Raw genomic sequence first — 25147 nt, 5'->3', positions numbered from 1 at the left:
TCAATTGCATCATTATTACTTTTTAAAGTATCTTTGCATCACTTTATGAATATGATCTTTTTCTTCGAAACCCCATCTGCCAAGATTTATGTCTTGCAAATAAACCGGAGCCTTACACCATCTGATATTTCAAAATTAAGTTGGCTGTTTGGAGGCGCAAAAGTTAAATCGGAAACATCTTTAAGTGGATTCTTTGTTGGCCCCAGGGCAGCAATGGTGACCCCATGGAGTACCAATGCCGTGGAAATTACCCAGAATATGGACCTTCAGGGCATTATCCGTATTGAAGAGTTTGAGCAATCAACTGCTGATGCTTCGAATTACGACCACATGTTGTTTCAAAAATACGACGGACTGGGACAGGATGTATTCACAACTAATGTTCAGCCGGAGCCAATCCTGGAAATCAGCGACATTGCTGTATTCAATAAACAGGAAGGACTATCCCTAAGTGACGAAGAAGTTGATTACCTAAATAAACTAGCCGAAAACCTGGGCCGTAAATTAACGGATTCAGAAGTATTCGGTTTTTCTCAGGTCAACTCTGAACATTGCCGTCATAAAATCTTTAACGGAACTTTTGTGATTGATGGCGAGGAACAACCTTCTTCTCTGTTTAAACTGATCCGCAAAACCTCAGAATTAAATCCTAACGGAATTGTTTCTGCCTATAAAGATAATGTGGCCTTTGTTAAAGGACCAAGAGTACAGCAGTTTGCCCCTAAAAGAGCAGACCTACCTGAATACTATCAATTGAAAGATTTTGATTCTGTAATCTCTATAAAAGCGGAAACCCATAATTTCCCGACCACTGTTGAACCTTTCAACGGAGCGGCAACAGGATCAGGTGGGGAGATCAGAGATAGACTTGCTGGTGGACAAGGATCCTTGCCTCTTGCAGGTACAGCGGTATATATGACTGCATTATCCAGACTTACCGAAGACCGCCCCTGGGAAAAAGGCGTAGAAGAAAGAAAATGGTTGTATCAAACCCCAATGGACATCCTGATCAAAGCCTCAAATGGTGCTTCTGATTTTGGAAATAAATTCGGACAACCCCTGATCACAGGATCGGTACTGACCTTCGAACATGAAGAAGAAGGCCGTAAATTAGGATACGATAAAGTGATCATGCTTGCAGGTGGCGTAGGCTACGGAAAAGCGGATCAGGCACAAAAACATAAACCATCAACAGGAGATCAGATTGTGATCCTGGGTGGTGAAAATTACCGCATTGGTATGGGAGGTGCAGCAGTATCTTCAGCAGATACCGGTGCACTGGGTTCCAGCATTGAGCTGAATGCCATCCAGCGCTCCAATCCGGAGATGCAAAAAAGAGCGGCAAATACCGTTCGTGGAATGGTGGAAAGTGATGTGAATGCGATTGTTTCGATTCATGATCACGGTGCCGGTGGACACTTAAACTGTCTTTCTGAACTTGTAGAAGAAACTGGTGGTCTGATTGACCTGGATAAACTGCCTGTTGGCGATCCCACACTTTCCGCAAAGGAAATCATCGGAAACGAATCTCAGGAACGTATGGGATTGGTGATTGGTAAAGACCATATCGATACTTTACATAAAATTGCAGAACGTGAACGCAGCCCAATGTATACCGTTGGAGAAGTAACCGGCGATCATCGTTTTACTTTTGCTTCTAAAACCACTGGCTTAAAACCAATGGACCTGGAGTTGAAAGATATGTTCGGAAGCTCACCGAAAGTGGTGATGGAAGATAAAACTGTCGACAGGAAATACGAAGCGGTAACTTATGATATCAATCAGCTGGACAATTACCTGGAGCAGGTATTACAGCTGGAAGCAGTGGCTTCCAAAGATTGGTTAACAAACAAAGTTGACCGTTGTGTAGGTGGAAGAGTAGCCAAACAACAATGCGCAGGACCATTACAGTTGCCTTTAAATAACTGTGGTGTCATGGCACTTGATTTTCAGGGAAAAGATGGTATCGCTACTTCTGTAGGACATGCACCATTATCTGCACTGATCGACGCAGCAGCAGGAAGTCGCAATGCCATTGCAGAATCACTTTCAAATATCGTATGGGCACCTTTAAAAGATGGATTGGAAAGTGTTTCACTTTCTGCCAACTGGATGTGGGCTTGTAAAAACGAAGGAGAAGATGCCCGTTTATATGAAGCGGTAAAAGCATGCTCGGAATTTGCAATCGATTTAGGAATTAACATCCCGACAGGTAAAGACTCCCTGTCGATGAAACAAAAATATCCCGATGGCGAGGTGATTGCCCCAGGTACAGTTATCATTTCTGCAGGTGGTCATTGTGATGACATTACCGCTGTGGTAGAACCTGTTCTTCAGAAAAATGGCGGGTCAGTTTATTACATCAACCTTTCCGGTGATGCCTATAAACTTGGAGGATCTTCTTTTGCACAAACCCTAAACAGGATTGGCAATGAAACTCCGGATGTAAAAGATGCAGCAGCATTTAAAACCGCTTTCAATACAGTTCAGGAACTGATCAAAGCCGGAAAAATCCAGGCAGGTCATGACATCGGCAGTGGTGGTTTGATCACTACCTTATTAGAGCTTTGCTTTGCCGACAGAAACCTTGGTGCAGAAATCGACCTTTCCGCTTTAGGAAATGAAGACCTGATCAAAGTGCTTTTCGCAGAAAATATCGGAATTGTATTCCAGGCAGATGCAAGTGTAGAGGGACTACTGACAGCAGCAGGTGTTGCTTACCATAAAATTGGTGAAGTAAAAAGCGAGGCTACCTTAACGGTTAAAAATGCAGCAGCAAGTCATACTTTTGATATCGATCACCTACGTGATGTGTGGTTCAAAACTTCTTACCTGTTAGATCAGAAACAAGCTGGTCCTGTTAAAGCTAAAGAAAGATTTGACAACTATAAAAACCATGTCCTGAACTATACTTTCCCATTGCAGTTTGATGGTAAAAAACCGGTTATTGACGAATCTAAACCAAGGCCTAAAGCTGCGGTCCTTAGAGAAAAAGGAAGTAACTCGGAGCGTGAACTGGCCAATGCGATGTTCCTTGCAGGTTTTGATGTAAAAGATGTACACATGACCGATTTAATCTCCGGCCGTGAAACACTGGAAGACATCCAGTTCATCGGTGCAGTAGGAGGTTTCTCTAACTCAGACGTACTGGGTTCAGCTAAAGGCTGGGCAGGTGCATTTTTATACAATGAAAAAGCAAGGGTAGCGTTGGAGAATTTCTTCAAACGTGAAGATACCCTTTCGGTGGGCATTTGTAATGGTTGTCAGCTATTCGTAGAATTAGGCCTGATCAATAAAGACCATGAAGAAAAACCTAAAATGCTGCACAACGAAAGTCAGAAGCACGAGAGTATTTTTACTTCATTAACGATACAGGAAAACAATTCTGTGATGTTATCGAGTCTTGCCGGAAGTACTTTGGGCGTATGGGTATCTCATGGTGAAGGTAAATTCCAGTTGCCATATGCGGAAGATCAGTATGGTATCGTTGCTAAATACGGTTACGAAAGCTATCCTGCCAATCCAAACGGATCAGATTACAATACTGCAATGTTATGTGATCAGTCGGGAAGACATCTGGTAATGATGCCCCATATCGAGCGCTCTTTATTCCAGTGGCATTGGGCAAACTATCCTCAGGGACGTAAAGACGAAGTAACTCCATGGATGGAAGCTTTTGTAAATGCAAGAAAATGGTTGGAAAATACCAGTAAATAATAGGATTCTAAAAGATCAATCATTACAAAAGAGCAGCCCAAAAGGCTGCTCTTTTTATACCGGGGAATTTTTAATTTTAGAATTAAGCAGGAGTAAACTGGAAAGAATGGATGATGATCTCCACTTCCTGCGCATTTGAAGGTGCCAGACCATTGAATAACCATAAATTCATGTGTACCGGCAACGCTTCCGTACTTACAGGAAAACCTGTATCCGGAGTGCTCCATGGAAAGAAGGAATTACCTTCCAGCTCATTGTGTCCGTGGTAAGCTTTGTAAGTCACCTTCTGACTGTTTCGCTGAAATTTATAGGTAGAGTAGGTGCCGTTTAATGCGAGCTCATAGGTGTTGAATTTACGTGTCGCAGGATCTCCATAGGCCGGATAAACGGTGTAGTTGAAATTGGGCCATGCCGAATTGCCCCATCTTGCAAATTCGATGTCCACTTCATGATGTCCGTCATCCCCGGATTTGTAGTTGAACAAACCTAAAATCACGTTCTTGTCGAGCTGATCTACGGCGCCTTCTACTTTCCACACATAAGAACCATAACCGAACTCCTGCAGAGAACTGACCTCAGCGCAATTCCACCTTCCGGTAGCTGGATCTCTTTTGATCCTTAAATGAAGCAGGCCCTGAGCATCTACCCATACACTGCTGTTGGCCCAGTAATTTGGTCCGGGGCCACCTACAGCTAAATCTGTCACATTTTTAACCTGCCAGGTATAACCACTGAAATTGATAATGGTTGCCCCGGGAACAGGGATAACAGCCGATTTTGAATTTACTTTTTCTGATTTGGAACGACCTGGGTCTTCAGCATTTGAGTCTTTCTTACAGGAGAAGAAGACGATGGCAAGCATTGCCATAACATAGATTTTTTTCATTTTTGGTTGGTTATAGGGTTGATAAAATTTCTTAGACATATCTGATGTCTAACAACAAGTGCAGGGAAACCTAAACTTTTACCAATTAATGGAGGAATAAATTTTATAGCTCCGCCTAAGTGTTTAATATTGCATACAATTAATCCGATAATGATGAAAAATATACTGCTGGCAAGTACTTCTACCATGTTTGGAGAAGAGTACCTGGCTTATCTCCTGCCCGAATTGAAGTCTTTCTTCAAAGACGTTTCTGAAATTGTATTTATTCCTTTTGCACGTCCGGGAGGAATCAGTCATGACGAGTATACGGAAAAGGTAAGGGAGGCATTTCATTCCATAAACATTCAAGTGAACGGAGTTCATACTTTTTCTGATCCTGTGGAAGCCATCCAACAGGCGGAAGGTTTTTTCACAGGAGGAGGAAATACCTTTTTATTGGTACAGCAGCTGCATCAGCTCAACCTGATGGAAGACCTGAAAATGGCCGTGGAAGCCGGGACCCCTTACCTGGGCACGAGCGCAGGCAGTAATATCGGTGGCCTCAACATGAAGAACACAAACGATATGCCCATTGTATATCCTCCTGACTTTACTACAATGGGACTTGTTCCTTTTAACATTAATGCACATTACCTTGACCCTGATCCAAACAGTACACATAACGGCGAAACGAGAGAAACCCGGATCAAAGAATTTCATGTCTTCAATGACACTCCGGTAGTTGGGCTCAGGGAAGGAAGCTGGATCCGCGTTCAGGGAGAAGAGGTAACCACGGCAGGAAACAAGCCTTCCCGCATATTCAGGCAACGGATGGCGCCTTATGAACTGGAGCCAGGCTCGGTATTAAGATTTTAACCCGCAACGGAAATCGCCGGTATTATATCATTATATTTGTTTTGAGGCGATCTTTAAATGACACAAAAAACAAATTCTTTTAAATGCTATCCACTTGGTGATGCGGCTATTGTGATCCAGCTTGGTGATCAGATTAGTCCTGCCATCAACGCAAGGGTACGCGCTATTTGTGCTTACCTTGATGAATATAGCTTTGAAGGGTTTGTCGAATATGTACCTGCATTTACCACGGTGACATTATATTATGAGCCCTGGGTTATCAACTATAGTAAATTGCTGCCACTTCTCCAGGAAATGGCAAATGAAGTGTTGGAAGAGGAAGAGGTTTCTTCCGGTCCGGTATTGGAAATTCCCGTATTATATGGCGGAGAATGGGGGCCGGACCTGGACTTCGTAGCCAGTCACAATAAGATCAGTACTGCAGAAGTAATTGCACTTCATACGGCTCCGGAATACCTGGTGTATATGATTGGTTTTGCTCCCGGCTTTCCTTATCTCGGTGGAATGAATAAATTGATTGCTGCCCCAAGAAAAGATACCCCAAGAATGAAGATTGCTGCTGGATCAGTAGGCATCGCAGGAGAGCAAACAGGAATTTATCCCATTGAAACTCCGGGAGGCTGGCAGATCATCGGCAGAAGCCCGATTGATCTTTTTGACCTCGACAGGGAAGTTCCTGCATTTCTGAAAGCGGGCGACAGGCTTCGCTTTGTCGAGATTTCTGAAAAGGAATTTAAGAAAATAAGGAGGATTAAAAATGGGGATTAAGGTGCTTAAAGCAGGCTTGTTAACGACCGTTCAGGATGCCGGACGTTATGGGTACCGTAAAGACGGAATCATACTTGCTGGTGCGATGGATGCCCATGCCTGGAAATTAGGCAATATGCTGGTTGGAAACACAGCTGGAGAAGCCGGAATAGAATGCACATTAATGGGGCCTTTTCTTCTTTTTGAACAAGATCAGCTGATTGCCATTACCGGTGCCGATCTTTCAGCTGAAGTTGATGGTGTCCCTGTTCCGATGTGGCGTCCAATACATATACAAAAAGGAGCGATCCTTTCTTTCGGTCAGGCCCGCTCCGGATGCCGTACATACCTGGCTGTTCATGGAGGTTTCGACCTGCCTCCGGTATTGGGTAGTAATTCCACTTACCTTCGTGCCGGTTTTGGCGGACTGGAAGGCAGGGCCTTAAAAACCGGAGACCTGATTCCTTTCAAATCTGCTGCTCCGGATCTGCCGGGCGCATTCAACTGGTCGCTGAGTCCAAAAATGTACCAGCGCAGGCAGGATGAGCTGATCAGAGTGATCAGAGGACCTGAATTTGAAGATTTCCATGAAAAGAGCATGGCTGCCATACTTACAGAGAAATTTAAGATCAGTAAGGAAGCAGACCGGATGGGCTATCGCCTGGAGGGTACCGCATTAAAATTGCTGAAAAAGAAAGAAATGTTATCCTCTGCGGTAGCTTTCGGAACGGTTCAGGTAACTGCGGAAGGAAATCCGATTGTCTTAATGGCCGATCATCAGACCACCGGCGGCTATCCCAGAATCTTACAGGTAGCCAGTGTCGACTTAGGCAAACTGGCCCAGTTTCAAAGTGGCGATCTTTTAAGCTTTGAATTAATTACCTTAGCTCAGGCACAGGTCCTTGCGGTTTCCGAAGAACAGGAACTCAGACAACTTCATCAAACATTAACTTTTAAATATCCCATCAATGGTTAACCATTATACCGCTGATCTGAATTGCGATATGGGGGAAGGCTTTGGTGCTTTCGATATCGGAAATGACGAGTCCATATTGCCTTTCGTTTCTTCTGCCAACATTGCCTGTGGTTTTCATGCAGGAGATCCGGCAGTAATGAAAAAGACTGTTCGCCTGGCATTGAAGCATGGTGTCGCTATTGGCGCGCATCCGGGATTGCCCGATTTGCAGGGCTTCGGAAGAAGGGAAATGGCAATCAGTCCCGAAGAAGCCTATGATATGGTGGTTTATCAGATCGGTGCCCTGGCTGCTTTCGTAAAATCCGAAGGAGGATCGATGCAGCATGTGAAACCTCACGGTGCATTGTATAATATGGCCGCCGCAAATAAAGGCCTTGCTACGGCCATCGCAGAAGCAGTATATAAGGTTGATCCGGAACTTATTTTATATGGACTTTCCGGTTCCGAGCTGATCAATGCAGGAAACGCAATTGGTTTAGGGGTTGCCAACGAGGTTTTTGCAGACCGGACCTATCAGCAGGACGGCAGCCTGACTTCCAGAAAACAACCCGATGCTTTGATCACCGATCACGGGCTGGCGATCGCTCAGGTCATTAAAATGATCAAAAAAGGAGAGGTGCTTTCTCAACAGGGAAGCCCGGTAAGCATTAAAGCGGATACCATTTGCATTCATGGAGATGGGCGTTCGGCTGTAGCATTTGCCGAAGGTATTTATGCTGCTTTTAGGAAGGAAGGGATTACCTTATCTTCAGCAAATCAAACGCGCAAAACTGCTAATAATTCCGCTGAATGAAGATCATGAAAAACAGAAGTGTCCTTATGGGGGCCGCATTCCTAATGGCAACCTCTGCCATTGGCCCGGGCTTTTTAACACAGACCACAGTCTTTACACAATCATTGGGCGCAAGCTTCGGATTTGTTATCCTCACTTCTATCATTATTGATATTGGGGTTCAGCTGAACATCTGGAGGGTGATCGCTGTCTCCGAAAAAAGGGCTCAGGACATTGCAAATATCTTGCTTCCCGGATTGGGAGGCTTCATTTCCCTGCTGATTGTTTTAGGCGGACTGGCTTTTAATATTGGCAACATTGCGGGTGCCGGACTAGGCTTGCAGGCGCTGCTGGGTGTTTCTGTAGTTACAGGATCGGTGATTTCTGCTGCGCTGGCTATTGCCATTTTCCTGATCAGGGAAGCTGGAAAAGCCATGGACCGTTTCGCTCAGGCGATGGGCTTCATCATGATCATCGTGATCATTTACATCGCCATCACTTCAGCCCCTCCGGTAGGAGAGGCGGTGCTGCGGACTTTCATTCCCTTAAAAATAGACCTGGCTACGATTGTGACTTTAGTTGGAGGCACAGTTGGAGGTTACATCACCTTCTCCGGGGGCCACCGTTTGCTGGATGCGGGAATTAAAGGGAAATCCGCATTGAAGGAAGTGAGTACGAGTGCCGTTATGGGCATTTCTGTAGCCTCGCTGGTTCGCATCTTTCTGTTCCTGGCTTCACTGGGTGTGATCAGTAAGGGACTGGCAATTGATGCAGGTAATCCTACAGCTTCTGTCTTTCAGCTGGCTGCGGGCCAAATCGGCTATCGGTTGTTTGGTCTGGTGATGTTTTCTGCTGCTGTAACTTCTGTGATCGGCTCTGCCTATACTTCTGTGTCCTTTGTGAAATCTTTCAGTCCTAAAATTGCTAAAAATGAGAACAAAGTGATCATTGCCTTTATCCTGGTTTCGACGGTCATTTTTATCCTGGTTGGGAAACCGGTAAAACTCCTGATCCTTGCGGGAGTAGTGAATGGTTTTATCCTGCCGGTTACGCTGGCCACGATTCTTTTTGCAGCTTATAAGACCCGCATCGTTGGAGATTACAAACACCCGGTCTGGCTCACTTGCTTTGGGGTATTGGTCGTCTTGATCATGACCTTCATGAGCGGGAAAGTACTGTTTACAATGATCAGTTAACTGGAAAGCGGATGCTTACTTAGCCGCCGCCTGTAATGCCCTTTGCAGAAAACTTTGCTGTTTCAGCTTTTCCTCTACCTCGGTAATGGCTTTGAGCAGGTTATTCTCTGTATCGGTGACCTCTTCAAAGACGTTCACCATTAAATTCCATACGGGTTGCATCCTTACAATCAGTTCTTCTCCTTTGCTGCTGAGCTGGATCAGGCGCTTCCGTTCATCATTTTTATCCTTTTTTGAGCGGATCAGCTTTTGCTTTTCCAGTTCTTTGAGCAGGCTGATGGTGGAGGGATGCGTATACCCGATTTCCGAAGCAAGATCTACCACACCCAAAATGCCTTTGTGGTGAAGGGTATAGATAATCGCAAACCATTTGGGTTCAAAGTCTATGTCGTAACTCTTATAAATCAATGCCCCATCCTTCCTGAACTGATCGCTCAACCTAAGGAGCCTTGTAGAGATGGCAAGAATACCAGATTCATCGATAACGCTCATTATTTTATGGTTAGGTGGTAAAAAACATTATCTGCACTCATTAACGGGAATAATTTCGGAAGTGCCGATTTCTCAATTTGCTCAAATCCGTTCCTTTCGTAAAAGCGCATGGCCGCCTGTAATACAGAAACTGTTCCAAGGTAAAGGTGTTGAATGTGATTGTCTTTGCAGTAATCAATCAGTGTTTCCAGCAGGTGTTGTGCCAGGCCCAGCTCTTTTCCCCTGAAGTCTTTCTTTACAAACATTTTTCTTATGGCAGCTGAACTATGATCGAACTTTAACAAGGCAATCGTTCCGGCCAGTTCTTCATTCACCTTTGCACCCCAGAAACCGCCGCCGGTCTGGTAGTAGACATTTTCGATGTCTAGTAAATCGGGTTGATCATTTAAAGTAATCGGAACGTTAAATTCTATTTGCTGAATCGGCAGGATGATGTCGATCACTGCTGCCGAAGATTCATTTTTGATGGGTACGATTAGAACTTCCATTTGTCATTTATTTTATTGTTATTCAAAACTACGTAGTTGACTACATATATCCAAACTGATTTTGTTTTTTTACTTATCTTTGTTGAAATGTCGGGTTTAAGGGAAGATATGGTAACAAGGGAAGGGAAAGAAAATATAGCTGCAATTTCCTGTTTTGGATATTGTAAGGATTGCGGAAAAATGCATGAGTTGCCATCGGAACTTGCGGTTCCTCATTGTTATGCCTTGATGGAGCAGCTTTCGGAACACCGGAGGATCGACTTTGATCTCGCGCCGGAGGATGCTGATCCGCGTTTGTCTACAGACGGATTGTATACTGCCATGAGGGGCAGAATGTTTGGGATCCTGGTTTGTCAGGATGCAGCAGGAAAAGAAGTTGTCCTTCGTGCTTTTTCCTCCCGGCACAATGGGGTCTGGAATGTTCCGGGATGGGTTCCGCCATTGGTAGACGAACATCGTTTTGTGGCTGAAGTTGAACTTGGAAACCTCGACATTCATCCGCTGACAGACCTGATTGCCACTTTGCCAAAAGAATCTAAAGAATGGTATTTAAAGATTGCAGAAAGAAGAATCGTTTCTCATGGGATCCTCGCGAAACTCAATGCCTTGTATGAAATCCACAATTTCAGGCAGGAGAAACGTTCATTGGAAGCTGCTTTTAACCTGGAGAAGGGCATTCCTGTAGGGACGGGGGATTGCTGTGCACCTAAATTGTTGAATTATGCGGCAATTCATCATTTGAAACCCATTAGCATGGCTGAATTTTTCTGGGGCAGGGAAACCGCCTCGGGGCACCGCAGGGAAGGCTTTTTTTATACCTCCTGTGCCGAGAAATGTCAGCCGCTATTGGGCTACATGCTCTGTGGTGTAAACAATCCGATACAGTAGGTCCGTACAGGCCCATAATTAGTATCTTGTTTTAGCGTTCTTATAAATTATGTTTAACTTTGAATTTTGTAACCTAAACGCCCAAAGGTCTTACTGAAAATTTTACAGGTCCACTTTTCTCATCAATGAAAAACAAGCAGCGCTCTTTTCTGATCATATCGGTAATCATACTTTTATTTATCGCTTTTCTTTTTCGCAACTCCATAGTTCAGCGATCAGAACAGCGGGTATTGTTATCAAGTCTGAAAGAATTAGAAGGAAATAGCCGGCAGATCTCTAAACTGGATACCATTACCATGAGTCTGCAGACTGCAGAAAACAATTTCAGGATGTACACCACCCTTTGGGATACCGTCTACTTTAAAAAATATACCAAAGAAGTGCTTTTGATCTCCGGTTTACTGGAAGATCTGACCGTAGCAGACAGCAGTAATATCTCCGGTAATATTGTCGGCGACCTGAAGAGTAAAAAAGGGCAAATGGTGCGGTATGGCGAAATCAAGCGGCTTACGGATTCTCTGAACAATGTCAATGTCGAAGTTGAACTGCTCAAGATCACCGGGGATGTGCCGAAGTTAAGGCCCTTTCCTAAGGCCACGCTGAAAAAAACAACCAAGGTGGAACAGGTAAAAGCTGCCCCTGAAGTAAAAAAGGAGAAGTTCTTTAAGCGCCTGAAAAATGCAATCCTGAATAAGGAAGTACAAAAAGATTCCGTTAAAACACTCAAAACAGAAGTAACCTACGAACAAGGGCCTTCGAACGTAGATGAATATAACAAAAAGCAGTTGGAACGGATTGAACGTTTCTATGCAGGCCTGTATGACGATTTAAAAAACAACCGCAAAAAGCTGAGCCAAAAAGAAGAGGCTATTTTGAAGCTGAATGAAAAGATCTTTCAAAACATAAAACAGCTGTTCCGGGAATTCAGAAATGAAGAGAACATCAATTCTGAAGCGAAAAAAGCTTCTTTAAAAGACAGGGCCAACAACTCTGTTCAGGCCATAGGCAGATCAGGACAGATCAATTTTGGAATCAGCATCTTGTCTTACCTCGCCATCATTCTCTTGATGTGGAAGCTCTACAATGCCTATGATAAGACGGTTAAAGCAAACCAGCTGGCTGCAGAACAGGTAGTCATCAAATCGAGGTTCTTTACGAGCATCAGTCATGAGATGAGAACACCTTTAAATGCGATAATAGGGGTGTCAGAGCAGTTGAAATCGACACCATTGAATGAAGACCAGCGCTCGATGTCCAAACTGCTGGACAACTCTTCTTCCATGTTATTATCGGCGGTAAATGAAGTGCTGGATTTCTCAAGGCTGGAAACAGGAAAGTTATCCCTGGCAAAAACATCTTTCCGGTATAAAAGAATCCTCAAAGAAATCGCAGAAACAGCAAGGGTCCTGGCAGATCAGAAAGGTTTGGTCCTGGAACTGGTACAGGGCGCGGCTCCGGACCTGTTGCTGGATGGAGATCCTTACCGCCTGAAGCAAATTGTTATGAACCTGACGGCCAATGCCATCAAGTTTACGGACAAAGGAAAGGTGAGCATTGATGTGAGTGTTAAAAAGGCAGATGAAAAACAAGCTACTTTATTAATTAAAGTCATAGATACGGGAATAGGCATTTCAAATGAGAACCTTCCTTTGATTTTCAATGAGTTTTCACAAGTCATCAATTCCAAACGCAGCGACTGGCAAAAGGGCTCGGGACTAGGCCTGCCCATTAGTAAGAAACTGGTGGAATTGCATAGAGGAAAGATCTCTGTGGAAAGCAGTCTGGGCAAGGGTTCTACTTTTATCCTGGAAATCCCTTATGCCATTGCCCCGAAAGATACAGAAGACCGTGCAGGAGAGAAATCTCCGGTCATCAATAGCGACCGTTTCAAAAACCTTCACCTTCTGGTGGTAGACGATTCAGAAATGAACCTGCTGGTCATAAAAATGATCTTTAAGAAACTGGGAATCAGCTTTGATACCGCAAATGACGGACAGGAAGCCTTAGCCTTCCTGGAGGAGAAGCGTTATGATATGGTCCTTACTGATATCCAGATGCCCGAAATGGATGGTATTGAACTGACCAAAAGAATCCGTGCACTCGAAGATCCGACCAAGGCGCAGTTGCCTGTTATTGCCATCACCGGACAAATCACCAGTGAATCCCACGACCGCTATATTTCTGCAGGGCTTAATGATTACATCATTAAACCGTTTACGGAAACAGAATTGATGGAAAAAATACTGGATTACATCAGCTAATTTTGATTTTTTAAGCCTGCCGATCAGTAATTGTAAAATTACGCAAACGATTGAAATGTAAAATGCAATCGTTTGTGTGCAGGTTCTGGTTTTTCAACCACTGTTTTTGGTTATTATTTCACTAAAATTGTGATTGACGATAACAACGACGGTGATGAAAAATAAACTCCATGGGTTCCTGCTAATGGCTGCAATACTATTTGTAAGCGCTCCGGTTTTGGCACAACTGAACATTATTCCACTTCCTCAAAAGGTAGAAGAACGGGGAAACCCGTTTGTGATCAGGAACCAGACTAAAATCTGGTTTGAAAAAGGTTTGAAGCCTCAGGCAGAATTACTCGCTGCAGCATTATCTCCGGCTACGGGCTTTGACTTTGTACTGGAAGAAGCGAAAACTGCAGGTAAAGGAATTGTTTTGAGGACCGGAAATTCGGGCTCCGCCAATAAAGAAAGCTATCGTTTAAGCGTAAACAAAGACCTGATTCAGATCAACGGTCAGAGCAGTGCGGGTGTTTTTTATGGCATCCAGACTTTACTGCAAATGCTGCCTGTGGAAATCTATAACAAGCAACGCCAAAAATCAGTGAACTGGGAGGTTAAGGGTGCCTTAATCGAAGATGCCCCGCTTTATCCATGGAGAGGAATGATGCTGGATGTATCCCGCTATTTTTTCGGAAAAGAATATGTGCTGAGGTTCATTGATATGATGGCCATGTACAAAATGAATACCCTTCACCTGCACCTGACCGACGATGCAGGATGGCGTATGGAGATCAAAAAATATCCAAAATTAACTTCAATAGGAGCCTGGAGAGGCGTGGGCCCGGAAAGAACGGGAGGTTATTATACTCAGGAAGACATGAAGGAAATGGTGGCCTATGCGACATTGAGAAACGTAGACATCATTCCGGAAATTGAATTGCCGGCACATGCGCTGGCTTCCATCGCTGCTTACCCGTTTCTGAGTTGCACAGGAGCACAACATGAGGTTCCTGCCCAGCATTTCATCAGTAAAGACATCTATTGTGTAGGCAGAGAATCGACTTTCGATTTTTTAGCAGACGTATTTAAAGAAACATTCGAAATATTCCCTTCTAAATATATTCATATTGGCGGTGATGAAGCGGTATATGACCGCTGGAAAGAATGCCCGCATTGCCAGAAGAAAAAGAAAGAACTGGGACTGAAAACCGAGAAAGAACTGCAGGTATACTTTAACCAAAGGGTTCAAACCATGGTTAAGAAATATGGAAAGACCATTGTTGGCTGGGATGAGATCATCGAAGACGGCTTAAAAGAGAAAGCGGTCGGAATGGTTTGGCACGATGAGAAAAAAGCATTTAAGGCTGCAGAAGCAGGACATTATTCCGTAATGTCGCTGACCGGATATTGCTATTTTGACGTTGCGGAAAGCAGTATTCCCGGTGAAATTAAAGCTGCAGGATGGCTTCCGCCAATTTCTTTAGAGAAGGTCTATCAGCTGAACCCCATGCTGAAAGGTATGGACGAAAAATACCGCCCGCTGATCCTAGGGGCATCAGCAACCTTATGGTCAGACCAGTTTATCCATGGAACCATACTTCAGGAGCTTCCACAGATCAATGAGGATCGTTCTGAAAAATATTTTGATTACCTGACCTTTCCAAGGATGTCGGCATTGGCGGAAGTATGCTGGACACCGGTTGCAAGACAAAGCTGGACCGCTTTTGAGCAACGCCAGAGTACCCATTACAACCGTTATGATCAGGCAGGTTATGGTTACCGCCTTCCTCAGCCTAAACTGATCAGTAATCAAAAAGGAGATCAGGGATATACCCTGAAGCTGGAAAATACAGTAAAGGGTGCAAAAATCAGGTATACAACCAATGGAACACTTCCAAATGTTCATTCTGCGGTATACAACGAAGCTGTAACGGTGGCGAAACTGAATGATTTTTATGCAATTACCGTCATGAACAGCAACCAGTACTCTCTTCCGCTCTACTTCCCTGAGAAATATGAGAAGTTTAAGAAATACGGGGAATTTGTGGCAGACTGGAACCCTTCGAAAGTAAAAGGTAAAGACTTCGCTGTTTTCGAAATGAACGGCTCCGGAAAGATCAATGCAAATGGATCTTACACGCTTTCTTTCTGGTTTACCGAAGGAGCATCCAGATTGGATATCCAAAGTGTAGAGGTCTTTAAGAACGGACAGAAGATTGCTGAGGATGTACATGAAGGATTTACCGGCGGATCGAGGAAAGACAATGAGTATAAGTTTGAGGTCAGTAACTATGAAACCGGTGCTGCTTTCAGCATCAAAGCAAAAGTACGCGGGGACGTTAGCAACGACAGCAATGGTGTGGTGATGATCAGAAAAAATTAAGAACCTAAACGAAGTCGCTGGATTAATGTAAATAATGATAACTTTACCGCTATGAAAACGTTAATGCTCTTGGTAATGATGCTGTTAAGTGTCATTGCCGCTCAATCTGCACGCGCTGAAAAACAGGTGATGACTGCCGGACAGTACTCCCGGGATGGCGGTTATGAGATCGGGTACATCAACAGATCAGGACAAAGGTTTGCTGAAGTCAGCTCATTCAAAGGAAAGTGTAAGACCACCAGGTTTAAAAATACAAAGATCCAGGTCTTGCTGAATAAAAAAGGAGAAGTGATTAAAGCGGTTAAGCCTTCCTTCTACAAATAAATTCTCCATTGCCAATGGGAACGGTTAAAGCATCAAAGCGTTCGTCTTTAAGTACCTGGTCTATCATAGGCTTAATACCTTCATATTGATCTATGGCATTGTCGGCAACGATCAGTCCGTTCGGGACCATTTTAGCAGCAATGGCTTCGAAGCAATTTTTATAGATTTCTTTTTCTGCATCCATAAAGCAAAAAGCGATGGGGCCGAGCTGCGGAGCATGGACTAAAAAGTCTCCATGAATGAGCTCAATATCAGCTTCCAGTCCGGCAATCCGGAAAGTTTCCCTTGCGAGTTTCACTTTTTCTTCGTCAATCTCAAAAGTCCTGACCTTCCTTCCCCGCTCTTTGGCAGCAAAAGCCAGCCATAGGGTAGAGTAACCGGCACTGGTTCCGATTTCAATGATTTCTCCTTCCGGTAAATTAACAGCCAGAAGAGACAGGAATTTTCCGGTATCTGCATTGATCTGCCGAAGCCTTTGGCTTCTGGGCGTTCCATCTTTCCGGTCTCTGAGGTCTATTTCTTCCAGATCCTGCATTCTTTTTTTTAACGGATCACTGATTTCGCTAAACATATGGGGCTTATGGGGTCATTAAATATTTCTTCTTTTTATCTTCCTGAAGGATTTTTACCTCATCAGCTGCATATTCATTGGCCCACAATTCCAGTGCAGTCAATGCCGGGCCCATCGCTCTTCCTTTTTCCGAGATCTGATAATAAACTTCAGGTGGGAAGGTGTTTTTTTCTGTACGCACAATCAGGCCATGACCTTCCATTTGTTTCAGGTGGTCCAGCAATACTTTCTTGGCCACTTTAGGGATAATGCGCCAGAGGTCTGTAAAACGAATCTGTTCCTGATGAAATAAATGATACAGAATGATGGGCTTCCATTTTCCTGATAACATGGTCAATGCCACATCAAGGCCGCAATGTCTAAACTGTTTATAATTCATGGTTACCAAATGGTGAGCAGGTTACTAAAAGGTGAACTTCTGGGCGTTATGAAAAGATAGCTTAATCTTTGCAGGATCAAATTTAAATATTAACAGATGAACTTACAACTATTGCGCAATGCAACGCAGATACTCCGGGTAAACGGAAAAAACATCCTGATTGATCCGATGCTGGCACCTCAGCATTTCTATCCTCCCTTTGAACGGACGGGAACGGAGGTCAGAATTCCAACGGTAGATTTGCCCATCGGTACTGAAGAACTAAACTTGCTGATCTCGAAGACAGATGCCGTTTTGCTGACACATCTCCATCTTGACCATTGGGACGACCTGGCAAAAGCACTTTTACCAAAGGACATGACTTTGTTTTGTCAGCCTGCAGATATAGAAGCGATCCGCCAGGCGGGATTTACCAATGCACAGGTGATCGAAGAAGATCTCGTCTGGAATGAGGTCAGGATCAGCCGTACAGGCGGACAACATGGTGTTGGAGAAATAGGCAAAATGATGGGCATCGTTTCCGGTTATGTGATCCGTCATGAGCAGGAAGTCCTGTACATCGCGGGGGATACGATTTGGTGTGAAAAAGTAAAAGCGGCCCTGGATCAGTACCAGCCGGATAGTATTGTCCTCAATGGAGGGGCGGCCAGGTTTGTCGCAGGTGAACCGATAGTGATGGATACCAAAGATATTTTAAAGGTTGCAGCCTATATGCCTGCTTCAAAAATTTATGTGGTCCATCTGGAGGCGGTAAGTCATGCCAGCGAATCAAGGACTTTTATTAAAGCCGCTTTAGCAGAACAAGGCTTGTCTGAAAGGTGTTTTGTCCCTGAAGACGGAAGCTTTCTGTTTTAAGAGGAGGTTTATTTTATAGCAGCTAACGATTAATCCAGCAAGCATCAGCGGCATAGGCTGGCTTGCTGGAGTTAATTCGCTTTTCATAGGTAGAAAGGTCTTTAGAATTTATAAGCGAGGGTTAACCTGTAATTTCTTGGTGCTTCTGTTTGCCATGAATAGGCTGGCGAGGAGAAATAATTGGTATAATAACTTCCGCTGTATAAATATTTATCTAAGAGATTGAACACATTCAGCGTTAGCTTAATCTTGTCTTTTTCCCAGAATGCACCTGCATTCAATTTAAAGTAATCCGGTAAATTTTGTTCCGGGTTGGTAGTGCTATAGTTTGCTGTTGCCCGGTCAATCAGGTAAGTAAAGCTCCCTGAAAGTCCTGTTCCTTTTAATGCTCCATCCTGAACTTTATATTCCAGCCAGGAGTTGATGGTATGTTTGGCAAAACCAGGAGTCAGCTGTCCTTTGATAAAGCTCGTTCCGGCAGTTGCTTCCGTAACTTTTGAATCAGTATAGGCATAGTTAACCATAGCATTTAATCCGGTCAGGACTTCTCCTTTTAAATCAAATTCTATCCCCTGTGATGTCTTTTCTCCAAGCACCACACTCAATCCTGAGTTTGGCGCACTGTTCGGATCTCCGGTTAGCTCGTTTTTCTTGATGATCCGGTAAGCAGAAATGGTGGTATTCCATTTGCCATCAAACCAATCCTTCTTTACGCCGATTTCCATATTGTTTCCGGTTACCGGTTTTATGTTTCCCCCACCAGCTAATTTTCCACCCTGCGGGATAAATGCCTGATCGTATAAACCATATACGGATAAATTTTTATCTACAGACACACTTAGGCCTATGCGCGGGCTAAAGTGTTTTGCTTTGGTTTGGTCTCCGCCCCATTGTGATTGCGTCACATAGGTATACCTTCCCGCAAGGGTAAGGCGGATCCTGTTTTCAAGAAAACCAAGTTCGTCCTGAACATAAATTCCACTGTATCTCTGATCCATTATTCCACCTGCTTTAACAGCTCTTGCTGGTAAATCCAATGTACGGTCATACTGAGGGTAACCGTTTGCAGGTGCTCCGTATACCGGGTTTAAGGGGTCAAATTCTCCGCCAACAGTATCCAGTTTATGGTTTTGTGCCCAATCTGCCATATAATCTTTCGTACCAACGTCCAGTCCGGCAAGGATGCGGTGTTGAACACTACCGGTTTTAACCGAGCCATTCAGGAACACCTGACCCATTGTCATTTCGCTTTTAGCATCCCAAATGCCTATAGCTCTGATCATTTTTCCCTGGGCATTTACGTCAGATGGCCACATGCTTGTTCCGCTTTGTGAATAGTTGAAATAAGATCCCTGAGCGGTTAATTTCCATTGGTCATTCAACTGATGTTCCAGACTCAGAAAAGCGCTGTGGTCATTGATTCTTGTCGGGCTCAGCCCCGGAGGCATTGCGGTGTAATTAACAGGTAAGGTCCCGTATCCAAAAGGGGAGAAGGCGTAGTAAGAACCGACGTCACTCATTTTTGCATATTGAAGTGTATACTCTGCAGTGATTTTAGTCTTCTCGTCCAACTGGTAAGAAATTACAGGAGCAAAGCTATACCTGTTGTTGAATTCATTGGCACGATGTGATTTTTTGTTCTGTCCGGCTGCATTCAGGCGATACAATAAACGCCCGTCCGTACTTAATTTTCCGTCCAGGTCTACAGCTGTGCGGTATAGATCGTAACTTCCTAAAGTCATGGTGACTTCTCCTTTGGTTTCTCCCGTAGGCTTTTTAGTCACTACGTTATACAGACCGCTCGGATCACCATTGGCCAGCATAAATCCTGCAGGGCCTTTTACAAATTCAATATGGTCTACAGAACTCATGTCTTCGGTAAGTGGCCCCCAAAAAGAGCTCACTACGTTAAAGCCATTTCTAAACGCCTGGATTTGTGATCCACGCATCAGGATATTGGCATATAAATCACCCCAGTGTTCCAGTCTTACTGCGCCGCTCACATTTCGGATCAAACCATCGCTCATACTGATGATCTGCTGATCTGCCAATGCTGCGGAAGTGACCACCTGAATATTTTGTGGGATTTCCAGCAATGGTGCCGCTAACCTTAAGGAAGTAGAAACCTTATCGGTTTTATATTTCCTTTTGTTGGTAGAAATGTTGACCTCAGTAAGGGTACTTAGCTTTTCATTCAGGATGAAATCAGCAGTGATGACAACAGAAGGACTTATCTCTATCGACCTTGTTTGTGAAGATAAGCCAATTGCGCTGACCTTAATGGTATATTTTCCCGGAGTTACCTTCTCTATGGTATAATCACCATTTTTATCTGTGGTTGCCCCAAACGGTTTTCCCAATAATTTAACAGAAACATAACCTGCCCCATGTCCATCAGCGGTCGTCACCCTTCCCTTTATCCCCGCACTTTGTTGTGCCATGGCAAGATTAAAGCTGATACTCAATAACAACAGGATTCGTAAAAATTTCATATACGCGTATATTTTTATGGTTTAAATAATATTTAGGCACAAAGTAAGTCTTTATTTAGATTAATTACAAACAGTGTGTTGTGTTGTTTTTGGGTGATATAAAAAAAGCACCAGGATTTCCTGATGCTTTTCCATTTAAACCGAAATAAGGGAGCTTTAATTATTGTTTCACAAATTTGAATTTTTGTGAGTTCCCGGAGCTTGCGGTCCATATTTGAATTTTGGTTCCTCCTGCCGTAAAACCTCCGTTAACGTCCAGTTGAGACAATGGCGCACAGGCAGGAACAAGGCTGTAATAACCTGCTCCTACATCCTTGATCTGCCATTTTTGTCCATCTGTACCTGCATCGTTATAGAGTTGGATCTGTGTGCCATTGGTACTGACTCCTCCGGTAACATCCATTACTTTAGTCAGGGCATGTAAAGGCTGTAATTTGTAATAGCCACTGCCAACACTGGTTACTTTCCATTGCTGGTTCAGCGTACTGGGGTTATTATTGCTCCAAAGTGCCACCAATGTGCCATTGGCAGTACCACTTCCTGAAACATCAACCAGACTGGTGTTGTTTACCGCGGAGATGAGTTTATAAGTTGCGCCGGATTCAATACCGGTATTGTCTTCGCTTAAGGTACTCGGCTCTACGAGCGGCTGAGGTAAACCTAGACCTGCAATTTCGGTGTATACACTTTCGTTGACCAGAAAACCCCATTTTCTGAAGAAATTGCTCAGGTTCCGGCCTGATACACTGCAGGATTTGAGCATAAAGTAGCGCATTTTTTCGGCGTTAGTGCTCACATTGGGCAGTTCAACACGGGTTATTTTGTGCAGGTCCTTGTAAAAATTATCACCGAAAGCCATCCATAGCTGCTGGAACATCGCCAGTCTTACCCAGGTGCCATTGGTCATAATGGCATCGCTGTTAAAATCTTTGGAGGGACTGGTATTCGCCAGGTAAGTGGCAACGGCAGGCCATACATTATCGCGTTTAAGCCTCGAAGGACTGACGCCCATGGCACGTTCCACAGCCAGACTGTAGATGTTTACGGTGACTTCACCCAGGGTACTCCATTTCCAGGCAGCCTGCTGGTGCATATGGCCCAGTTCATGCCATGGGCCCCATCCGTCAACGCTGCCAATACTGGCGGTAAAGGCTGCAGGTGCCGCTGCGGTAACATAAGCCGTGCGATACCAGGTAGCAAACATCCAGCCTGAACCATCGTTCTCGGTCATCAGCATGCGCTGATTCACATTTAACTGATGCTGGGGAGCAGAACCATCCATTCCACTAAAAGCATCCTCGACTTCCATCGTCTGATCGGCTTTGCTCAGCACATAATTATTGTCCTGGCTTTGTGTATTTACCGCTCTTGTTCTGGAATATACCTGATACACGCGATCCCCCATAAGAATCACATCAGGCGAACTGGTATAGGTAGAAAGCTGATTGGCCCAGTCGGCAGGAGTGGTTTGATTTTTAATATACACCGGTACCCTTTGATGACCGCTTACAAAAGTGATCCTTGCGCTGGATGAAGGTGTGCCTGAGGTGCCAAAACGAACCCAGATCAGGCCTCCATACTGATCGGCAGTGATGTTGTTCGTTCCGGTAGTTAAAGCAAATTCCTGAGGATTATTTTTTACTTCATACCTGGAATAGGTCCCGATCAGGATCTTTGGCTTTGCAGTTCCGGTAAGTTGATCCACCGTGACCTGTAAGGTTGCATTGGGTGCGAGGTAAAAACCGGTTGCGTCGAAATCAGACCAGGGGGTGATGTTCAGGCGGGTGCCTTCGGCTGTACCCGATTTTAATTCATTGAAGACCTGAATATTGGTTCCAATGGTCGTATTGATATTGGGGTTATTGCTGTTCGCCGCGGTTTTATCATGGGCGGTCGTGTTTTGTTCAGGGAGTATTTTTTGTTGTTTGCATCCACTGGAAAGCACCATACATACGATGATGGCACTGAGAAAGTTTAGAGGTTTTAAATTCATGTTGGTTGGGATTGATTAGGTTAGGTTTTAATGGTTAATAGGTTGTCCTTATTTCATACCTGCGGTTTTAAATGGTCAGTTTAAGGTATTGACTTCTTCCCCGGTCTCTGAGGACAGCGGGATTAGTGCTGATAGAATTTACAAATAATGTCTTTAAAGACCGGGCGAAAGCTTAGCGCAAACGTTTGCATGAGCACTTGATCACCAGTTAGATACCAGAGGGATGGAAGGTCTGAAGAGCAGTCTGAAAGGCTGCGGAAATGATGGAATTGACCACTATTGGCCATGATCAGGACATGAATGCAGGGATTTCTGCCAGATATTTTCCTTTTCTTTAAAATTGCTTTTTGTCAGGATATCAGGCGTTTATAGTGAAATTCTGACTGCTGACTACGCAAACGTTTGTGTAGTCAGGTTTACAAACCCGAATTATAGCTTTACCTGCCGGATGATGTTTTTAACATTTAGCTCAATAATGTCTGTCATCGTTTTACATTCCAGGTAATTCGGATCTGCAAAATGTTCCGCCATGCCTATTTTTAAGGTATTTGTATTTTCTGCAGTTGTTAAGACATCGGCATTGGATACATCTCTTAAATCAGCCAGCCGGTGTCTTTCACTTCGTACACGATGTAGTATGGACGATTTTTCCTCCTGCTGATATTGCAGGAAAGTCTTGTCTGTCAGTTCTTCCATACACAGTTTGACATAAGGGAAATTTTCCTTGAAAAACTGGGGTAAATATACTTTTACATTGCCTTCGTAAAACTGCTGATCAAAATCAATGGCCCTGATCCTGAATTGAATATCGTCGAAATCCGGCGTGATCTGTACCACAAAATTGTAGGCCCTCATGTCGCCCAGCAACATCACGAGGCAACGTTCGTTAAATTTCACAAACTCTTTGGCAATCCTGGTCTGGTTATACTCCGGGTTATACAGGTATGTTTTTGCAAAAACATCACCAGGGATTCCGGCAATGTGCTCTTCAATCAGGGTTTCCCGGTCTACCAGATAATTGACCTGGTTCGGAGAAAGGATCTCTTCCATCTCAAGTCCGTAAATTCTGGAAGCATCTGCTTTTTTAACATAAAAATAATCGTATACATCATTTAAGCGGTTTACTATCCTGACACGGAAAGGATGGGTATTCCCAAAAGTGCAATATTCAATCTTATCAATATACTTATGCTGAACGATCCGCAGGTTTCCAGAGGCCTTTAGATTGGCATAAATCACTTTTAAACCATTGTGCAGGTTTTCCAGCTGATCGGAGGGATATATCGGACCTTCCCAGAGTGTGTCTTTGCCATTTTTATCCATAATGGGGTAAGACTCGTTAAACATCAGCAAATCATTATACGTGATCGGAAGTTTGGAATCCCGCTGATAGCTTTTCAGATATTTCTGCAAAGCAGCGGAAACCGGGAAAACCGGTTTCTTACGGGATATTTTTACGTCTGTAGGTTCCATTGTCAGATTTTATGATTCAATGTAGTATTTTCTTTAATCAATTTCTCTATAACTGCCGGATATTATCTGAATATATCGGATGCTGATTCCTTATTTTTATGATCGTAGACTGGGTTTATGTCTTGCCTTTTAATTATTGTTAGGTTTATCTAACAATTTTATTTTGAAAATCTAACTATATAATTAGATTTGTGAAATAATCAAACAACCAAAATGCCAACCAGACTATTTTTTTTATCTACTTCTATCATTGCCAGCGCAATGATGATGGTATCCTGTGAAAAGGTCCTGCCTCCTGCACCTGCAGATGATCAATTGCTGGATGGGCCCGTGGCGGGCCTGAACTATGAGCAAAGCCAAAGGTTTCTATCCGGGGACGTTGCTTTTAATGATGAGATTTTCACTCCGGAAAAAGGCCTCGGCCCCGCTTTTGTAGCCACCAGTTGTGGCAGTTGCCATGCGGGAGACGGAAAAGGACATCCTTTTACCACGCTTACCCGTTTTGGACAGACTGATGAAACCGGCAATAAATTTTTAGAGCAGGGAGGCCCGCAATTGCAAAACAGGGCGATTCCCGGATTTCTGCCGGAACAAATCCCGGCAGGGGCTACCTTTTCGAAATTTACACCTCCGGCAAATACAGGTCTGGGCTTTCTGGAGCTGGTGACTGATGAAGACCTTCTGGCAATGTCTGATCCTGAGGACCTCGATAAGGATGGCATTTCCGGAGTTCCGAATTATGCAAATTTTCCCGCTTATGTCCTTCCTTTTAACCATGCAATTCCGAAAAACGGAAAATATATTCATCGTTTTGGTAAAAAAGCGGCTGCGTATAACCTGCTTCATCAAACGGTGAATGCTTACAACCAGGATATCGGGATTACCTCCAGCTTTGACCCTGTTGATGCCTATAGCCGGCTGGTGATTGATCCGGAAATCTCCACGCAAACGGTAAACAATGTGGTGTTTTATTTACAGACGCTTAAAGCGCCGATCCCACGCAATCCGAATGATGCGGAAGTACAAAAAGGACGGCTCCTGTTTGATCAGATCAACTGCGGAGGCTGTCACCGCCCGGATTTGAAAACAGGCTTTTCTCCGGTTGGGGCTTTATCACATCAGGTTTTTCATCCTTATACCGATTTGTTATTACACGATATGGGGCCTGGTTTGGACGATGGTTATACAGAAGGCTCAGCTAAGACCTTTGAATGGAGGACGCCGCCATTATGGGGTCTCGGGCTTTCGCCAAACTCGCAGGGCGGAACTTACCATCTGATGCATGATGGCAGGGCCAAAAGTATTGAAGAAGCGATATTGCTGCATGGAGGAGAAGGCAGTCGCGCCAGGAATGAATTTGTTAAACTTTCGGATGCAGACAAAAAGGCCATCCTTAAGTTCTTAAAATCACTGTAAC

General features: G+C 44.1%; 20 protein-coding genes. 12 read left to right on the top strand and 8 right to left on the bottom strand.

Translation table 11 applies throughout. The features are described from left to right. The first annotated feature begins 51 nt into the window (after positions 1-51). Positions 52-3717 carry a phosphoribosylformylglycinamidine synthase gene (gene purL, locus DBR43_RS05690; RefSeq protein WP_124580469.1) on the top strand — a complete coding sequence of 1222 codons (3666 nt, stop codon included), beginning with the start codon at positions 52-54 and terminating at the stop codon, positions 3715-3717. 82 nt (positions 3718-3799) lie between these two features. Here the strand turns inward: purL and DBR43_RS05685 are convergent, their stop codons facing one another. Next, entirely contained in the window at positions 3800-4603 is an 804-nt protein-coding gene (locus DBR43_RS05685) for a glycoside hydrolase family 16 protein (RefSeq protein ID WP_124578745.1), read from the bottom strand. Between the two features lie 150 nt (positions 4604-4753). Here DBR43_RS05685 and pepE point away from each other — a divergent pair, with 150 nt between their 5' ends. The 5 genes from pepE to DBR43_RS05660 are packed head-to-tail and all read left to right on the top strand — an operon-like array spanning position 4754 to position 9149. Then, positions 4754-5458, top strand: a complete 705-nt coding sequence (pepE, locus tag DBR43_RS05680; RefSeq protein WP_233602881.1) for a dipeptidase PepE — start codon at positions 4754-4756, stop codon at positions 5456-5458. A gap of 57 nt (positions 5459-5515) precedes the next feature. Beyond that, positions 5516-6226 carry a 5-oxoprolinase subunit PxpB gene (pxpB, locus tag DBR43_RS05675; protein WP_124578743.1) on the top strand — a complete coding sequence of 237 codons (711 nt, stop codon included), beginning with the start codon at positions 5516-5518 and terminating at the stop codon, positions 6224-6226. Then, a complete protein-coding gene (locus tag DBR43_RS05670) occupies positions 6216-7181 on the top strand; it encodes a biotin-dependent carboxyltransferase family protein (RefSeq protein ID WP_124578741.1) in 966 nt (321 codons plus the stop codon). The genes pxpB and DBR43_RS05670 overlap by 11 nt, the downstream gene beginning before the upstream one ends. Beyond that, the gene (locus DBR43_RS05665; protein ID WP_124578739.1) at positions 7174-7974 is read left to right on the top strand and encodes a LamB/YcsF family protein; all 801 of its coding nucleotides are present in this window, start codon (positions 7174-7176) and stop codon (positions 7972-7974) included. The genes DBR43_RS05670 and DBR43_RS05665 overlap by 8 nt, the downstream gene beginning before the upstream one ends. Then, positions 7971-9149 (top strand): NRAMP family divalent metal transporter, encoded by a 1179-nt coding sequence (locus DBR43_RS05660; protein WP_124578737.1) that lies wholly within the window; start codon positions 7971-7973, stop codon positions 9147-9149. The genes DBR43_RS05665 and DBR43_RS05660 overlap by 4 nt, the downstream gene beginning before the upstream one ends. A 15-nt stretch (positions 9150-9164) precedes the next feature. Here the strand turns inward: DBR43_RS05660 and DBR43_RS05655 are convergent, their stop codons facing one another. Together DBR43_RS05655 and DBR43_RS05650 are read right to left on the bottom strand one after the other, a co-directional pair. Then, positions 9165-9641 (bottom strand): MarR family winged helix-turn-helix transcriptional regulator, encoded by a 477-nt coding sequence (locus DBR43_RS05655; protein ID WP_124578735.1) that lies wholly within the window; start codon positions 9639-9641, stop codon positions 9165-9167. Continuing rightward, complete coding sequence (locus DBR43_RS05650) at positions 9641-10129, bottom strand: GNAT family N-acetyltransferase (RefSeq protein WP_124578732.1); 489 nt, start codon at positions 10127-10129, stop codon at positions 9641-9643. The genes DBR43_RS05655 and DBR43_RS05650 overlap by 1 nt, the downstream gene beginning before the upstream one ends. Before the next feature lie 36 nt (positions 10130-10165). Here DBR43_RS05650 and DBR43_RS05645 point away from each other — a divergent pair, with 36 nt between their 5' ends. From DBR43_RS05645 to DBR43_RS05630, 4 genes are all read left to right on the top strand, one after another. Continuing rightward, positions 10166-11017, top strand: a complete 852-nt coding sequence (locus DBR43_RS05645) for a hypothetical protein (protein ID WP_148090757.1) — start codon at positions 10166-10168, stop codon at positions 11015-11017. A gap of 125 nt (positions 11018-11142) precedes the next feature. Beyond that, a complete protein-coding gene (locus DBR43_RS05640) occupies positions 11143-13278 on the top strand; it encodes a response regulator (protein ID WP_124578729.1) in 2136 nt (711 codons plus the stop codon). 154 nt (positions 13279-13432) lie between these two features. Beyond that, positions 13433-15643 carry a beta-N-acetylhexosaminidase gene (locus DBR43_RS05635; RefSeq protein WP_124578727.1) on the top strand — a complete coding sequence of 737 codons (2211 nt, stop codon included), beginning with the start codon at positions 13433-13435 and terminating at the stop codon, positions 15641-15643. Positions 15644-15694: 51 nt separating this feature from the next. Next, on the top strand, positions 15695-15967 hold the full coding sequence (locus DBR43_RS05630) for a hypothetical protein (protein WP_124578725.1): 273 nt from the start codon (positions 15695-15697) through the stop codon (positions 15965-15967). Here the strand turns inward: DBR43_RS05630 and DBR43_RS05625 are convergent. Both DBR43_RS05625 and DBR43_RS05620 read right to left on the bottom strand, forming a co-directional pair. Further along, positions 15945-16538: an O-methyltransferase gene (locus DBR43_RS05625; protein WP_124578723.1), complete on the bottom strand. Its 594-nt coding sequence runs from the start codon at positions 16536-16538 to the stop codon at positions 15945-15947. The two genes, DBR43_RS05630 and DBR43_RS05625, sit on opposite strands and share 23 nt — an antisense overlap. A gap of 7 nt (positions 16539-16545) precedes the next feature. Continuing rightward, positions 16546-16917 (bottom strand): winged helix-turn-helix transcriptional regulator, encoded by a 372-nt coding sequence (locus tag DBR43_RS05620; protein WP_124578722.1) that lies wholly within the window; start codon positions 16915-16917, stop codon positions 16546-16548. Between the two features lie 96 nt (positions 16918-17013). On the opposite strand from DBR43_RS05620, the gene DBR43_RS05615 reads away from it, so the two are divergent. Continuing rightward, positions 17014-17772, top strand: coding sequence for an MBL fold metallo-hydrolase (locus DBR43_RS05615; RefSeq protein ID WP_124578720.1), 759 nt, complete (start codon positions 17014-17016; stop codon positions 17770-17772). Positions 17773-17873: 101 nt separating this feature from the next. On the opposite strand, the gene DBR43_RS05610 is transcribed toward DBR43_RS05615, so the two are convergent. From DBR43_RS05610 to DBR43_RS05600, 3 genes are all read right to left on the bottom strand, one after another. Beyond that, positions 17874-20264 (bottom strand): TonB-dependent receptor, encoded by a 2391-nt coding sequence (locus DBR43_RS05610; protein WP_124578718.1) that lies wholly within the window; start codon positions 20262-20264, stop codon positions 17874-17876. Between the two features lie 160 nt (positions 20265-20424). Then, a complete protein-coding gene (locus DBR43_RS05605; RefSeq protein ID WP_124578716.1) occupies positions 20425-22257 on the bottom strand; it encodes a M60 family metallopeptidase in 1833 nt (610 codons plus the stop codon). Positions 22258-22686: 429 nt separating this feature from the next. Next, a complete protein-coding gene (locus tag DBR43_RS05600; RefSeq protein ID WP_124578714.1) occupies positions 22687-23730 on the bottom strand; it encodes a hypothetical protein in 1044 nt (347 codons plus the stop codon). 213 nt (positions 23731-23943) lie between these two features. Here DBR43_RS05600 and DBR43_RS05595 point away from each other — a divergent pair, with 213 nt between their 5' ends. Further along, a complete protein-coding gene (locus DBR43_RS05595; RefSeq protein WP_124578712.1) occupies positions 23944-25146 on the top strand; it encodes a di-heme oxidoredictase family protein in 1203 nt (400 codons plus the stop codon). Position 25147: the final 1 nt, after the last annotated feature.

The sequence above is a fragment of the Pedobacter sp. KBW06 genome, assembly GCF_003852525.1.
Taxonomy (GTDB): domain Bacteria; phylum Bacteroidota; class Bacteroidia; order Sphingobacteriales; family Sphingobacteriaceae; genus Pedobacter.
Note: the sequence above shows the minus strand (reverse complement) of the source record. Positions and strands in the feature narration are given on the sequence as shown.

What these genes read in the sequence shown, in the direction of transcription:
- DBR43_RS05625 (WP_124578723.1), bottom strand. Translation starts at nt 16,538, where the DNA reads ATGTTTAGCGAAATCAGTGATCCGTTAAAAAAAAGAATGCAGGATCTG.
- DBR43_RS05655 (WP_124578735.1), bottom strand. Translation starts at nt 9,641, where the DNA reads ATGAGCGTTATCGATGAATCTGGTATTCTTGCCATCTCTACAAGGCTC.
- DBR43_RS05640 (WP_124578729.1), top strand. Translation starts at nt 11,143, where the DNA reads ATGAAAAACAAGCAGCGCTCTTTTCTGATCATATCGGTAATCATACTT.
- DBR43_RS05600 (WP_124578714.1), bottom strand. Translation starts at nt 23,730, where the DNA reads ATGGAACCTACAGACGTAAAAATATCCCGTAAGAAACCGGTTTTCCCG.
- DBR43_RS05685 (WP_124578745.1), bottom strand. Translation starts at nt 4,603, where the DNA reads ATGAAAAAAATCTATGTTATGGCAATGCTTGCCATCGTCTTCTTCTCC.
- DBR43_RS05650 (WP_124578732.1), bottom strand. Translation starts at nt 10,129, where the DNA reads ATGGAAGTTCTAATCGTACCCATCAAAAATGAATCTTCGGCAGCAGTG.
- DBR43_RS05605 (WP_124578716.1), bottom strand. Translation starts at nt 22,257, where the DNA reads ATGAATTTAAAACCTCTAAACTTTCTCAGTGCCATCATCGTATGTATG.
- DBR43_RS05615 (WP_124578720.1), top strand. Translation starts at nt 17,014, where the DNA reads ATGAACTTACAACTATTGCGCAATGCAACGCAGATACTCCGGGTAAAC.
- DBR43_RS05670 (WP_124578741.1), top strand. Translation starts at nt 6,216, where the DNA reads ATGGGGATTAAGGTGCTTAAAGCAGGCTTGTTAACGACCGTTCAGGAT.
- DBR43_RS05635 (WP_124578727.1), top strand. Translation starts at nt 13,433, where the DNA reads ATGAAAAATAAACTCCATGGGTTCCTGCTAATGGCTGCAATACTATTT.
- DBR43_RS05630 (WP_124578725.1), top strand. Translation starts at nt 15,695, where the DNA reads ATGAAAACGTTAATGCTCTTGGTAATGATGCTGTTAAGTGTCATTGCC.
- purL (WP_124580469.1), top strand. Translation starts at nt 52, where the DNA reads ATGATCTTTTTCTTCGAAACCCCATCTGCCAAGATTTATGTCTTGCAA.
- DBR43_RS05620 (WP_124578722.1), bottom strand. Translation starts at nt 16,917, where the DNA reads ATGAATTATAAACAGTTTAGACATTGCGGCCTTGATGTGGCATTGACC.
- DBR43_RS05595 (WP_124578712.1), top strand. Translation starts at nt 23,944, where the DNA reads ATGCCAACCAGACTATTTTTTTTATCTACTTCTATCATTGCCAGCGCA.
- pepE (WP_233602881.1), top strand. Translation starts at nt 4,754, where the DNA reads ATGATGAAAAATATACTGCTGGCAAGTACTTCTACCATGTTTGGAGAA.
- pxpB (WP_124578743.1), top strand. Translation starts at nt 5,516, where the DNA reads ATGACACAAAAAACAAATTCTTTTAAATGCTATCCACTTGGTGATGCG.
- DBR43_RS05665 (WP_124578739.1), top strand. Translation starts at nt 7,174, where the DNA reads ATGGTTAACCATTATACCGCTGATCTGAATTGCGATATGGGGGAAGGC.
- DBR43_RS05660 (WP_124578737.1), top strand. Translation starts at nt 7,971, where the DNA reads ATGAAGATCATGAAAAACAGAAGTGTCCTTATGGGGGCCGCATTCCTA.
- DBR43_RS05610 (WP_124578718.1), bottom strand. Translation starts at nt 20,264, where the DNA reads ATGAAATTTTTACGAATCCTGTTGTTATTGAGTATCAGCTTTAATCTT.